The 13,037-nt window shown below is 70.7% G+C and carries 10 protein-coding genes; 6 read left to right on the plus strand and 4 right to left on the minus strand.

From position 1 onward, the window contains the following. Window positions 1–143: 143 nt before the first annotated feature. Window positions 144–1,946, plus strand: coding sequence for a L,D-transpeptidase family protein (locus P9K36_RS22465; RefSeq protein ID WP_278306022.1), 1,803 nt, complete (start codon window positions 144–146; stop codon window positions 1,944–1,946). Window positions 1,947–2,082: 136 nt separating this feature from the next. Next, window positions 2,083–2,616, plus strand: a complete 534-nt coding sequence (locus tag P9K36_RS22470) for a DNA starvation/stationary phase protection protein (RefSeq protein ID WP_043385237.1) — start codon at window positions 2,083–2,085, stop codon at window positions 2,614–2,616. Between the two features lie 57 nt (window positions 2,617–2,673). Here the strand turns inward: P9K36_RS22470 and P9K36_RS22475 are convergent, their stop codons facing one another. Further along, window positions 2,674–5,349 (minus strand): bifunctional acetate--CoA ligase family protein/GNAT family N-acetyltransferase, encoded by a 2,676-nt coding sequence (locus P9K36_RS22475; protein WP_278306023.1) that lies wholly within the window; start codon window positions 5,347–5,349, stop codon window positions 2,674–2,676. Between the two features lie 405 nt (window positions 5,350–5,754). Here P9K36_RS22475 and P9K36_RS22480 point away from each other — a divergent pair, with 405 nt between their 5' ends. Further along, entirely contained in the window at window positions 5,755–6,168 is a 414-nt protein-coding gene (locus P9K36_RS22480; RefSeq protein ID WP_278306024.1) for a MucR family transcriptional regulator, read from the plus strand. A 98-nt stretch (window positions 6,169–6,266) separates the two neighbouring features. Beyond that, entirely contained in the window at window positions 6,267–7,025 is a 759-nt protein-coding gene (locus P9K36_RS22485) for a restriction endonuclease (RefSeq protein ID WP_278306025.1), read from the plus strand. 6 nt (window positions 7,026–7,031) lie between these two features. On the opposite strand, the gene P9K36_RS22490 is transcribed toward P9K36_RS22485, so the two are convergent. Further along, window positions 7,032–7,673, minus strand: a complete 642-nt coding sequence (locus P9K36_RS22490; protein WP_043385228.1) for a DedA family protein — start codon at window positions 7,671–7,673, stop codon at window positions 7,032–7,034. Between the two features lie 92 nt (window positions 7,674–7,765). Further along, the gene (locus P9K36_RS22495; protein WP_043357846.1) at window positions 7,766–8,245 is read right to left on the minus strand and encodes a peroxiredoxin; all 480 of its coding nucleotides are present in this window, start codon (window positions 8,243–8,245) and stop codon (window positions 7,766–7,768) included. Window positions 8,246–8,747: 502 nt separating this feature from the next. On the opposite strand from P9K36_RS22495, the gene P9K36_RS22500 reads away from it, so the two are divergent. Continuing rightward, window positions 8,748–9,293 carry a YqgE/AlgH family protein gene (locus P9K36_RS22500; protein WP_236953005.1) on the plus strand — a complete coding sequence of 182 codons (546 nt, stop codon included), beginning with the start codon at window positions 8,748–8,750 and terminating at the stop codon, window positions 9,291–9,293. Between the two features lie 195 nt (window positions 9,294–9,488). On the opposite strand, the gene P9K36_RS22505 is transcribed toward P9K36_RS22500, so the two are convergent. Then, window positions 9,489–10,472: a hypothetical protein gene (locus P9K36_RS22505; RefSeq protein ID WP_182593194.1), complete on the minus strand. Its 984-nt coding sequence runs from the start codon at window positions 10,470–10,472 to the stop codon at window positions 9,489–9,491. A 393-nt stretch (window positions 10,473–10,865) separates the two neighbouring features. Here P9K36_RS22505 and dnaK point away from each other — a divergent pair, with 393 nt between their 5' ends. Then, complete coding sequence (gene dnaK / locus P9K36_RS22510) at window positions 10,866–12,779, plus strand: molecular chaperone DnaK (protein ID WP_043357850.1); 1,914 nt, start codon at window positions 10,866–10,868, stop codon at window positions 12,777–12,779. Window positions 12,780–13,037: the final 258 nt, after the last annotated feature.

The raw sequence follows: 13,037 nt of genomic DNA on the forward strand, positions 1-13,037 counted from the left end.
ACGGCACGCTGAGCGGCTGGACCAGTGTCCGGATGGTGAATCCGGGACTCAAGGCCCCGGCAACACCGGAGGAGATTGGTAACCACGGCCGTCCATGATCCTGCCCGACCGCCCTGTCTCGGGCGCCGTCGGGAGTGTTGCGTATGGTCCCGGTCCCGCCCCGCCGTCACGCCCGCCCGCACGCCGCCCTGGGCGCGGGCCTGTCGCTGCTGGCGCTCCTCGGCGCACCAGCCGTGGCCCTGGCGCAGGGTGCCGGCGCGGTGCAGGGCAGCCCGGTGCCGCCGCTCGCCGTGCCGGTCGCGGTGCCGCCCGCCGCCACAGGGGAGGCCGCGAAGGGCCAGGAGCCCCGGATGCCGGAGGCGAAGGGTGAGGCGAAGGGCACGGCCGGCAAGGCGGCGGATGCCAAGCGCCCTGAAACCAAGCCGGCCGAGGCCGCGCCGGAGCCTGTCCCGGCGCAGGGGAAGGCGCAGGATGCCAAGGCCCAGGATGCCAAATCCCCGGACAACAAGGCTCAGGACACCAAGTCGTCGGACATCAAAACCCAGCAGGCCAAGCCTCAGGAGGCGGCCAAGAAATCCCGCGAGCCGGCCCCCCTGGTCTACGCCAAGGTCTCCACCGACCCGAACCCGACGCTGACCCCCCGGACGTTCCTCGACACCCTCCGGGCGGCCGAGCGCTACGCGGCCTTCGCGGAGGCCGGCGGCTGGGAGCGGCTGCCCGAGGACCTCGCGCGCCTCAAGCCCGGCGAACGCAATCCGGCGATCCCCGCCCTGCGCCACCATCTGACGCTGACCGGCGACCTGCCGGCGGATGCCCCGCCGAACGACCGCCTCGACCCGCCCCTGGTGGCGGCGATCGCGGCGTTCCAGGCGCGCCACGGCCTCCCCGACAGCGGCATACTTGGCCGGCTCACCATCAATGCGCTCAACGTGCCGGCTGCGGTGCGCCAGCGCCAGCTCGCCGCCTCCGCGGCCCGGCTGATGGGCTCGAAATTCCCGTTCGGCGACCGCTACGTCGTGGTCAACATCCCGTCCGCCGCCGTGGAGGCGGTGGAGAACGGCGCCGTTGCGCGCCGCTACGTCGCGGTGGTCGGCTCCCCCGACAAGGCCACGCCGCCGGTCGAGACGCGGATCACCGACATCAACTTCAATCCGACCTGGACCGTCCCGGCCTCGGTGGTGAAGAACGAGATCATCCCGCAGATGCGCAAGAATCCGGGCTATCTCGCCAAGAACCACATCCGGATCCTCGGCCCCTCGGGCGAGGTCGATCCGACCCGGATCGACTGGGCCGGCGAGAAGGCGGTCAATTACACGTTGCGGCAGGATTCCGGCTTCGACAATTCGCTGGGTCAGGTGCGGATCGACATGCCAAACCGCTTTGCCGTCTACATGCACGATACGCCGGCAAAATCCCTCTTCGCCGCCAGCGTGCGGTTCCACAGCCACGGCTGCGTCCGGGTGGGCCAGGTGAAGGAACTCGTCGGCTGGCTGCTCCAGGGCACGGACGGGCCCAACGGGCCGGGCACCAACTGGGGCCCGATCGAGATCGAAACCGGGATCGCCGATGGCGAGCGCCGCGACATCAAGCTCGCCAAGCCAGTCCCGGTCGTCTTCGTGTATCTCACCGGCTTCGCCACGCCGGACGGGAAGGCGCATTTCCGCGACGACATCTACGCCCTCGACACGCCGGCTCCGGAACCGGCCGCCACCGGCGCGATCCCCCCCGCAGCACCCCCGGGTGCGGACGCGGCCTCCGCGAAGCCGGCCTCCGCCGGTGCCGCGCCGACCGCGCCCCGGCCCGGCGCCGCCCACGACGCGAAGCCGGCCCCGGCGCGGGCCGCTGCGACCAAGCCCGCCGCAGTCAAACCCACCCCGGCGAAGCCCGCGGTGGGCCGCTCGGCCGCCGAGCGCCATAGTTTGGAATCTGTCGAACCTATCCGCTAAGCCCAACCCAGCCATGCGATTCTCGGTCCACCGGAACCTCCCGGCAGGCCCGTCATTGGCTCAGGGAACGCGCATCGGCCCGTTTTCAGCGAGACGGGGCGACGCGCCGAGCCACGGAATCAGACTGGAGACCACCATGGCCAAGGCCAAGCCGAGCAGCCGCATCGAGAGCGCGCGGCTGAACACCCCGACCGACCTCGATCCGAACGACGTGCGGACGATCGCCGAGGGCCTGACGATCCTGAGTTCGGACCTGTTCGCCCTCTACATCAAGACCAAGAACTTTCACTGGCACATGAGCGGACCCCACTTCCGCGATTACCACCTCCTGCTGGATGAGCAGGCCGCTCAGATCTTCGAGATCATCGACGCCGTGAATGAGCGCGCCCGCAAGATCGGCGGCACGGTGCTGCGCTCGCTCGGCCAGGCCAAGAGCCTGACCCGCGTGGCCGACAACGATGCCGAGTATGTCTCGCCCCTCGACATGCTCAAGGAGCTGCGCGACGACAACAAGGCCCTCACCGCCAACATGCGCACGCTCCACGGCGTGACCGACGAGGCGGGCGACGTGGCGACGACCTCGCAGCTGGAGGAATGGATCGACCAGTCCGAGGAGCGCACGTGGTTCCTCTACGAGACCACCCGCAACGCCACCGACAGCGGCCACTGAGCCGCGCCTCCCGGCATCGGCACGGCCGATGTCGGGTCCGGCCTCGTCGCGCCGCCGCTAACTGCCGGCGAGATCGAGGTGCACCTTCACGAGACCCGGGTCGTCGGGATCCCGCCCCTGCGTGAACCCGAGGCGGCGGCACACCGCCAGCATCGGCCGGTTCTCGGCGAGCACCGTGCCCTCGACCCGCCTGATGCCCTCGGACTGCGCCCAATCGATCATGAGGCGCATCAACGCGAAGGCGAGGCCGGTCCCCCGGGCATCGCGGCCGACCGCGATCGCGTACTCGCCGCTCTCATGGTTGGCGTCGGCATGCAGCCGGACGGCGCCGAGCATGCGCTCGCCGCCGCCCGGTTCGATCTCCGTGGCCACGAAGGCGATGGCGCGGGCGTAGTCGAGCTGCGTCAGACGCGCCAGGAAGGCGTGGCTGAACTCGCGTACCGGGCCGAAGAACCGCAGCCGCAGATCCTCCGGGTCGAGTCCCTTGAAGAAGGTCAGGAACAGGCCCTCGTCCTCCGGGCGCACCGGCCGCACCCGCACCGTCCGGTCCTTGAGGTTGAGCGTCCGGACCCATTCGGCCGGGTAGGGCCGGATCGCGAAGCGCGGATGGCCGCGTCCGTCGGCTCCGCGCTCGGCGCGCCCGATCCGGACCCGCGCGTCGAGGGCGAGCACGCCGGTCTCGTCGGCCAGAAGCGGGTTGATGTCGAGTTCGCGCACCTGCGGCAGGTCGGCGGCGAGCTGGGACAGCTTCACCAGCGTCAGCGCGATCGCCCCGAGATCGGCGGCGGGCACGTCGCGGTAGGCTTCGAGGCGCCGCGCGACCCGGGTGCGGGCGATGAGGTCGCGCGCGAGGGTCAGGTCCAGCGGCGGCAGGCCGAGGGCGCGGTCGTCGATCACCTCCACGGCGGTGCCGCCCCGGCCGAAGACCACGACCGGGCCGAACACCGCGTCCTCGGCGAGCCCGGCGATCAGCTCGCGGCGCTGGCCGCGGCGGACCATCGGCTGCACGGCAAAACCGGTCACCCGGGCATCCGGCCGCTCCCGGCGCGCGCGGGCCAGGATGCTGCGGGCCGCGTCCGCCACGTCGGCCTCGCTGGTCAGGTCGAGATGGACGCCGCCGATGTCGGATTTGTGCACCACGTCCGGCGAGACGACCTTCAGCGCCACCGTTCCGCCCGCCGCGATGATCGGCCACGCGGCCGCCGCCGCCGCATCCTTGTCGGGCGCCAGCGTGATCGGCACGGTCGGAATCCCGTAGGCTTCCAAGAGGCCGTTGACCGCCACCGGGTCGAGCCAGGCGGCCCCCTGCTGCAGCGCCCCGGCGACGATCGAGCGGGCCCGCGCCGTGTCGGGGGAGAAGTCCCGCGGCAGCGAGTCCGGCGTGCGCATCAGATCGTCCTGCGCCTCGCGGTAGCGCACGAGGTGCAGAAAGCCCTCGATCGCCTCGGAATCGGTGGTGAAGTGCGGGATCCCGGCCTGCGCGAAGGTCTCGCGCCCCGCCTCCGCGTCGCCCAGCGAGACCGCGAAGACGGGCTTCTTGCGGGATTGGCCGGCCCGGGCGGTCTCGACCGTCTCGGCGATGGCACGCGCCACCGCGCCCGCCTCCGAACGAATCGTGGGCACGTGGATCGCCAGCACGGCGTCGCTCGTCCGATCGGTCAGCAGGGGTGCCAGTGCGGCGGAGAAGGCCGGCCCGGCGGCATCGATGCCGAGATCGAGAGGGTTGCCCGGCGCGCGGCCGTCCGCCTCGGCGGGCGCCGCCAGGGTCCCGGCCCGCTCGATCAGCCAATCCGCGGCAAGCAGCCCGATGCCGCGGCCGTTCGACACGATCGCCAGCCGGTGGCCCGGGAAGGGCCGCTGGCGCCCCAGGGTCTCCACAGCAGAGAACATCGCGTCGAGGTCCGGCACGGCCAGCAGGCCCGCCCGCCGGAACGCCGCCGCGTAGACCGCATCCGGACGGGCCAGGGCGCCGGTATGGGTGGCGGCGGCGCGCGTGTCCGGGCGGTGCCGGCCGGCCCGAAGCACCACGACGGGCTTGGCCCGCGCGGCGGCCCGGGCGGCCGACATGAAGCGGCGGGCATCCGCGACCCTGTCGAGGCAGAGCAGGATCGCGCGGGTGTGATAATCCGCAGCGAAGTGGTCGAGGCAATCGGCCACGCCGATATCGAGGACGCTGCCGAGCGACAGAACCGCCGAGAAGCCGGTCCCGTGGCGGGCGCCCCAGGCGACGATGGCGGCCGCGACCGTGCCGGATTGCGAGACGAGGGCGAGGTCGCCGGAAGCGGGGGCATGGGCGAACAGGCTGGCGTTGAGCTTGGCACCCGGCACCGCGAGGCCGGCGCTGTCGGGACCGAGCAGGCGCAGGCCGTGGGCGCGGGCGATCCGGTGGGCGATCGGGCCGGGATCGTCCGGCTCGGACCCGAGCCGGGCGGTGAGGATCACCGCCGCCCCGGCGCCGATCGCGGCGGCCTGCGCGACGACCTCGGGCACGCGCGGCGGCGGCACCGCGATCAGAACGAGATCGGGGGCGACGGGGAGATCCGCGACCCTGGGCACGCAGGGCAGCCCCTCGACCGTCGCCTGATCGGGCTGGACCGGCAGGATCGCGCCGGGAAAGCCCGCGGCGCGCAGGCTGTCGAACACGCTGCGCCCCAGTGAGCCCACGCGGGCGACCGCACCCACCAGGGCGACCGACCGGGGCGCCAACAGTTTGTCGAACCGGTAAGTGCTCATGACCGGCGGCTCACTGCGCCGCCGTCACGGGATGAGCTTCCGCAGGCCGTTCGTGCCGGCACGCATCTGGTCCCCCGCTTCGTCCGATCGGGCACGGCTCATGGAACGCCCGCCGCTCCCTCAGATGGCGCGATCCGGCGCGCCTGCAACGCCCGAGCGGCACGCGACATTGGGACACCGAACGATCGCCCCGACGGCATCGTTGGCGACTGCCTTTTTTCCAATATCCAGCGCGCTTTATCCACTCCAAGACGGCAGTTGTGGGCGTGTGTAGATTGGTCTTGCTATTAAATTCCCACCACCATAGTAACTGCTGCTTAACTACCCTGTATCGGGTTGAGCAGAGACAGATTCCGGCCGGCACCTCGGGTTGGCGGCGAGCCGGGATCGACAGGAGGTTATGGGATGGACGCCACGGGTGAAGGGCAACCGGACTATCTCGCGCTGTCCGTCGACATCGTGTCGGCCTTCGTGAGCAACAATCCGGTGCCTGCGCCGGAGCTGCCCGGGCTCATCGCGGCCATCCACGCGACGCTGCACGGTCTCGGCGAGCCGGCCATCACGCAGACGGAGGAATTGCGGCCGGCCGTGCCGGTCCGGCGCTCGGTCCAGCCCGACTTCATCGTGTGTCTGGAGGACGGCAAGAAGTTCAAGTCGCTCAAGCGCCATCTGCGCACGCACTACAACCTCACGCCCGAGGAATACCGGACGAAATGGGGCCTTCCGCCCGATTATCCGATGGTGGCGCCGAACTACGCCGCGGCGCGCTCCAGTCTCGCCAAGAGCATGGGCCTCGGCCACCAGCGGCGGAAGGGCTGAGGGCGCGCCGACCGCGTCCACAGCTTTCGGATCCGGGTTAGGCATCGGGCAAGCCAAGCTTGCGAGGGTCAGGGGCCCGTCAGCGCCTCAGAGACCCGATGCCCGGCAAGCCCAATCCCGTTGCCCGCCTGTTCTGGACGGCCGTGATCGGCCTTCCGTTCGAGCTTTGGTACGGCCGGCCGGCCCTGGCCGCGACGGGCCTGGCCCTCGTCCTGGTCCTGCTCCGGCATCTCGGGCGCAAGCGCCGCTTCCGTGCCCGGGTGCGGCGGATCGCCCGGGCGCATGCCGACACGCTGGCACTGCGGCGGCGTCAGGAGAGCTACTGCGATCCTTACGGCAACTGGATCGAGGACGGCTGGCTGCGCGAGCGGGACTACTTTCTCGACCGGACCGTCCTGCCGCAGCTCGGCCCCCGCTTCGCCGACCTCGCCGAGGTGGAGCACGCGCGGATGCTGGCGATCATCGAGGCCGAGGCGGCGGCCGTCGCCCTCCCGGAGGAGGACGAGGCGCCGGGGGACGGACTGGACTACGAGCGCTACTGCGCCGAGCGCCTGACCCGGGCGGGCTGGCGGACGCACCGGACGCCGGCGAGCGGCGACCAGGGCGCCGACATCGTCGCGGTGCAGGACGGCCTGCGCCTCGTGGTGCAATGCAAGCGGCTGAGCAAGCCCGTCGGCAACGCCGCCGTGCAGGAAGCGGCCGCGGCGCTGCGCTACTGGGACGGGGACCGGGCCGCCGTGGTCTCCAATGCCGGCTTCACCCCGGCCGCGCGCCGGCTCGCCACGGCGACCGGCGTGCTCCTGATGCATCACGAGGCGCTGGACACCCTCGACGCGCACGATCTCGCGGAGGCGTGACGGTCGTCAGGCAAGCGGCCCGGGGATGGCGGTCTCCGCCTCGCTGAGCAGCCGCGCCTCGTGCCGACGCACGAACAGCCAGAGGGCCAGGCCTCCGAACACCACGAGCGCCAGCAGGGTCAGGCCGACCGGGCCGACGATGTGCTCGATCTGGCGCCCGCAATAGTAGGAGCCGATCCCCATGCTGCCGGCCCAGACGACGCCGCCGAGGGCGTTGAAGGCGAAGAAGCGCCGGGCATCCAGACGGTTGACCCCGGCGAGGACGGCCGCGTAGGCGCGCAGCATCGCGGTGAAGCGGCCGAAGAACACGATCTTGCCGCCGTGCCGGCGGAACAGATACTGGCCGAGCTTGAGCCGCCCGTGATCGAGGGCGATGAGGTGACCGTAGCGCAGGAGCAGCGGCATGCCCCAGCGCCGCCCCGCCCAATAGCCGACATTGTCGCCCAGGATCGCCGCCGCCGCGGCCGCGGCGATGACCAGGCCGATATTCAAATTGCCGGTGCTGCCCGCATAGACGGCGGCCGAGATCAGCACCGTCTCGCCGGGGCATGGCACGCCGGCGCTCTCGAGGGTGATGATCACGAAGATCGCGATGTAACCGTAATTCGCGATCAGCTCGGCGATGGGCAGATCGTTCAGGAAGGCCATGCGGTCCTCGGGGCCGGTCTCCGGGCAAAGCCCGGCGACACAAGCGGATGGATCGTGGCCTTAAAAGGGCCGATCCGCGGAGCGCGGCGCGGTCAGAGGACCTTCAGCAGGGCCTCGGCGCCCGAGGCCTCCGCCTTCGAGGGCGTCTCCTCGACGTTGAGGATCCGGACGACGCCGTCCTCCACCAGCATCGAGTAGCGCTTCGAGCGCATCCCGAGGCCGAAACCCGTGCCGTCCATCTCGAGGCCGATGGCCTTGGCGAAATCGGCGTTGCCGTCGGCCAGGAATTCCAGCCCTTCCGCGCCGCTCGCCTTCGACCACGCGTCGAGCACGAACACGTCGTTGACGCTCGTCACCGCAATGGCATCGACGCCGCGTCCGAGGATCTCGTCCTTGTGGGTGACGAAGCCCGGCAGGTGGTTGCGGTGGCAGCTGGGGGTGAACGCGCCCGGCACGCCGATCAGGACCACGCGCCGGCCCTTGAACACGTCGTCGGTGGTGCGCGCGATCGGGCCCTCGGGGCCGATCACCCGGAAGGTGGCCTGGGGCAGGTGGTCGCCGACCTGGATCATCGCGGGTCCCTCGTTGTCGCGCGCTGGGATGGCACGCGTGAGCAGCGCGCCTGACCTAGCGTGGCAGGGGATGCCTGTCGAGGATGCGGCCCAGTCCGGCTTGAACCACACGCACGGGCCGAGGCGCTTGATGACGAGGCGCTTGATCTTGTGAGACCGCTCGATCCGCGCCCTCTGCTCCCCAACGTCGAGAGCGGGAGAGGGCACGACACCCGCCGTGACCATCGGGCCGCGGCCGCAACCGCGCCGGCCGCGGCCCGGACCGACTACGGCATTGCGGGACACGGATTGCGACGCGCACAAGCTTGGGGGAGGCTTGCTGCGTCCCTATTGCCCGCTGGACAACCAGGAGACGGGGCGTAGCATGGACGGCATGGCGCACCCTCCGCACCGCAGGCCCGATCCCCCGTCGGCAGCGTCTTCGCTGGCCGGCAAGGCCGCGTCGCCGCTTCAGACGGAGCTGTCGGGTCCGAACTTCCTCGACGGGCAATTTCTCGTGGCCATGCCCGGCATGGCCGACGAGCGCTTCGCCCGTTCGGTGATCTATGTCTGCGCCCATTCCGCCGACGGGGCGATGGGCATCATCGTCAACAAGGCGGCGACCGACATCAGCATGCCGGACCTCCTGGTCCAGCTCGACGTGGCGCCCGAGGCGGATGCGATTCGCCTGCGCGAGCGGGTCGGCCACATGCCGGTCCTGATGGGCGGTCCGGTGGAGGGACGGCGCGGCTTCGTGCTCCACAGCGACGATTTCCACATCCAGCAATCGACACTGATCATCGACGACGGAATCTGCCTGACCGCGACCGTGGAGATACTCCGCGCCATCGCCAGCGGCGAGGGGCCGGCGAGCGCCGTGCTGGCGTTGGGCTATGCCGGCTGGCAGGCGGGGCAGCTGGAGAGCGAGATCATGGCCAATGGCTGGCTCAACTGCCCGGCCGACCCGGCCCTGATCTTCAACGCCGACCTCGACGCCAAGTACGACCTCGCCCTGCGGGCCAACGGCATCGACCCGGCGATGCTGTCGATGACCGCCGGCCGGGCCTGATCGGCACCGACTTCGGAGATTTGCGGCGCCCCGGTGCTTGCGAGCGGGGCAATCCCGCCGGCCCAGGCTGTCCGGTCTGAGGCTGTCTGGTCGCAGGCTGTCCGGCCTCCTGCCGCCCTGAGCCGCTGCCCTGCGCTCGCGATGCCGCGGGCGTCAGAGCGCCGGGCCGACGGAGCCGGCGCGCCGCGCCTCCACCTATTCCGGAAGCACGTCGCCGCCGCCGGCCGCGTCCGGGTTCATGCCTTCGACGGCGGGCTTGGGACGCGGCCTGCGCGGCGCGACGGCGGCCGTGGGCGTCGCCGTGTTGGCGCCAAGCCGGGTCGCCAGGGCCAGGGCGCGGTTCTCCGTCACCCGCAGGTGGCAGAACCCGTGCGTGCCCTCCCGCGCATAGGTGCGGCAGAGCTGCTCCCGATCCGACGAGAAGGCCGCCTGCTCGCTGACGATCGGCCGCACGTCCTCGCGCCGGGCGCGCTGGGTCATCAGCTTGTAATTGTCCCGAACAGCCTTGTCGGCGACGCCCCGGGCGGTGTCGAACTCGCCGGCCCGCGGGATCAGGGTGGCGGCGGCCGGCCCCCAGAGGCCCACCGGCGTCGTGGCGCAATCCGCCGCCGAGAAGGTACAGATCGGGCCCGCACCGAGGCTCGAGACCAGGACGCCGCCCTCGGTCACATCGAAGCGCAGCGGGCACTCGGCCCCGGCCGCCTCGAAGCGCGGCACGCCCTCGGGCTTGCCCTCGGCGCTGAGCGTCACCGGGTTGCCGCCGGCGAGGGGAACCGTGCACGATTCCGCCGGCTGCGAGATCTTGGTCCCCGGCAGCTTGATCCGCGCCGTGACGGCGGTGCCGGACCGTTCCAGCTTCAGGGTTCCGGACAGGCCGTTGAGCTGCAGATCCTGGCCGATCACGCCGTCCTCGGAGGGCGTCTTCAGAACGATCGGGCGGGCCGGCGCAGGGGCGGGCCGGGGCGCCTCAGGGGCCGCGGACGGGCCCGGCTCGCCCGGCGCGGCCGGAGCCGGCGGCGCCTCCGGGAGGCCGCGGGGCGGCACCGGCGGCCGCTCCGGCTTGATGCCGAACAGGCGCTCGAAGAAATTCTGGGCCTGCGCCGGAGGGGCGGCGAGCATCCCGGGCGCCGCGACGGCGACCGCCAGGATCGGGAGCAGGAGACTGCGGATCGGGCGCATCGGACTCTACGACGGGGACACGAAGTGGCGGGGCCACGCGCAACCCCTTGTCGAAGCGTTAACACGGCGTCGATGGCGCCGACGTGGCAGCGGAGCAACAAAATGCAGTCACGCCGCCCGGCAGAGGGCGGCCCTGCGGCGAGATCCTGCCGGAATGACAAGGATATGGCGCGCCTGTGCGGGATGAATGCCGCCGCGCAGGCTTCGCCTTGCGAGCCCGGAACGGGGTTCTTATATCGCCCTCGACGCGGGATTGCGCGCTGGGTTTCAGCCGTTCACGGCCCTTGATCCGGCCCGGGTCCCATACTCACATCACCTCCGTACACCGCCATGGGCCGAGCTGCTTCGGGGCTCGGCGGTCTGCTTGAACGCGACGAAAAGAGGGATCCCGCCATGGGTAAAGTTATCGGCATCGACCTGGGCACCACCAATTCCTGCGTGGCCGTGATGGATGGCACGCAGCCCAAGGTCATCGAGAATTCGGAAGGCGCGCGCACCACGCCGTCGATCGTCGCCTTCACGGATGACGGCGAGCGGCTCGTCGGCCAGCCGGCCAAGCGCCAGGCGGTCACGAACCCCGAGCGCACGTTCTTCGCCATCAAGCGGCTGATCGGCCGCACCTACGACGATCCGCTGACCCAGAAGGACAAGGGCCTCGTCCCCTACAAGATCGCCCGCGGCGACAACGGCGACGCCTGGGTCGAGGCGGACGGCAAGAAGTATTCGCCGTCGCAGATCTCCGCCTTCACGCTGCAGAAGATGAAGGAGACCGCGGAGGCCCATCTCGGCCAGCCGGTGACGCAGGCGGTCATCACCGTCCCCGCCTACTTCAACGACGCCCAGCGCCAGGCCACCAAGGATGCCGGCAAGATCGCGGGCCTCGAGGTTCTGCGCATCATCAACGAGCCGACCGCGGCGGCGCTCGCCTACGGCCTCGACAAGAAGAAGGCTGGCACGATCGCGGTCTACGACCTCGGCGGCGGCACCTTCGACGTGTCGATCCTCGAGATCGGCGACGGCGTGTTCGAGGTGAAGTCCACCAACGGCGACACCTTCCTGGGCGGCGAGGACTTCGACAACCGGATCGTCGAATACCTGACCTCCGAGTTCAAGAAGGAGCAGGGCATCGACCTGACCAAGGACAAGCTTGCCCTCCAGCGCCTCAAGGAGGCGGCCGAGAAGGCCAAGATCGAGCTGTCCTCGGCCACCCAGACCGAGATCAACCTGCCCTACATCACCGCCGACAACACCGGCCCGAAGCACCTCGCGCTGAAGCTCAGCCGGGCGAAGTTCGAGTCGCTGGTTGACGATCTGGTGCAGCGGACGATCGAGCCCTGCCGCAAGGCGCTCAAGGATGCCGGCGTCTCGGCCTCCGAGATCGACGAGGTGGTGCTGGTCGGCGGCATGATCCGCATGCCGAAGATCCAGGAGGTGGTGAAGTCCTTCTTCGGCAAGGAGCCCCACAAGGGCGTCAACCCGGATGAGGTCGTGGCCATCGGCGCCGCCGTGCAGGCGGGCGTCCTCCAGGGCGACGTCAAGGACGTCCTGCTCCTCGACGTGACCCCGCTGTCGCTGGGCATCGAGACGCTGGGCGGCGTGTTTACCCGGCTCATCGACCGCAACACCACGATCCCGACCAAGAAGTCCCAGACCTTCTCGACGGCGGAGGACAACCAGAACGCCGTCACGATCCGGGTCTTCCAGGGCGAGCGCGAGATGGCGGCCGACAACAAGCTGCTCGGCCAGTTCGACCTCGTCGGCATCCCGCCGGCGCCCCGCGGCATGCCGCAGATCGAGGTGACCTTCGACATCGACGCCAACGGCATCGTCAACGTGACGGCCAAGGACAAGGCGACCAACAAGGAGCACCAGATCCGCATCCAGGCCTCGGGCGGCCTGTCGGACGCCGACATCGACCGGATGGTGAAGGACGCCGAGGCGAATGCCGAGGCCGACAAGAAGCGCCGCGAGCTGGTCGAGGTGAAGAACCAGGGCGAGAGCCTGATCCACGCCACCGAGAAGTCGGTGACCGAGTACGGCGACAAGGTCCCGGCCGCCGACAAGGGCGCGATCGAGACCGCGATGACCGCGCTCAAGACCGCCCTCGAGGGTGAGGATGTCGAGGCGATCAAGGCCCGCACCACGGACCTGATGCAGGCCTCGATGAAGCTCGGCGAGGCCATGTACGCTGCCAATCAGGCGGCCGGCCCCGACGCCGGTGCCGAGGCGGCCTCCGAGAAGAAGGACGACGTCATCGACGCCGACTTCCAGGAGGTCGACGAGAAGGACCAGAAGAAGCGCGCCTGAGGCGCGGGTCGGAGACGACCGTGCGGGGCCGGAGCGATCCGGCCCCGCCTTTGCTTGACACGCGCTGTTGCGCAGGCGCCGCAGGACGCGGGATATCGCCCGGATCGGAGCCGCGGGCTGCCAGCCCGTGCTAGAGCGCGAATCGCGACGTGCATCGGTCCGCACATCCTGCGCAAACCCGCGTCCCGAAGCCCCGCCGCGGCGGGCGTCGGCGCGGCGGGGTCCAGGGATCACGGCGCCGTCTGGACGCCTCCTGCG

This window comes from Methylobacterium sp. 391_Methyba4 (assembly GCF_029691625.1).
Lineage (GTDB): Bacteria > Pseudomonadota > Alphaproteobacteria > Rhizobiales > Beijerinckiaceae > Methylobacterium > Methylobacterium fujisawaense.

Coding starts and splice junctions, on each gene's coding strand:
- P9K36_RS22465 (WP_278306022.1), top strand. CDS start 144: ATGGTCCCGGTCCCGCCCCGCCGTCACGCCCGCCCGCACGCCGCCCTG.
- P9K36_RS22470 (WP_043385237.1), top strand. CDS start 2,083: ATGGCCAAGGCCAAGCCGAGCAGCCGCATCGAGAGCGCGCGGCTGAAC.
- P9K36_RS22475 (WP_278306023.1), bottom strand. CDS start 5,349: ATGAGCACTTACCGGTTCGACAAACTGTTGGCGCCCCGGTCGGTCGCC.
- P9K36_RS22480 (WP_278306024.1), top strand. CDS start 5,755: ATGGACGCCACGGGTGAAGGGCAACCGGACTATCTCGCGCTGTCCGTC.
- P9K36_RS22485 (WP_278306025.1), top strand. CDS start 6,267: ATGCCCGGCAAGCCCAATCCCGTTGCCCGCCTGTTCTGGACGGCCGTG.
- P9K36_RS22490 (WP_043385228.1), bottom strand. CDS start 7,673: ATGGCCTTCCTGAACGATCTGCCCATCGCCGAGCTGATCGCGAATTAC.
- P9K36_RS22495 (WP_043357846.1), bottom strand. CDS start 8,245: ATGATCCAGGTCGGCGACCACCTGCCCCAGGCCACCTTCCGGGTGATC.
- P9K36_RS22500 (WP_236953005.1), top strand. CDS start 8,748: ATGCCCGGCATGGCCGACGAGCGCTTCGCCCGTTCGGTGATCTATGTC.
- P9K36_RS22505 (WP_182593194.1), bottom strand. CDS start 10,472: ATGCGCCCGATCCGCAGTCTCCTGCTCCCGATCCTGGCGGTCGCCGTC.
- dnaK (WP_043357850.1), top strand. CDS start 10,866: ATGGGTAAAGTTATCGGCATCGACCTGGGCACCACCAATTCCTGCGTG.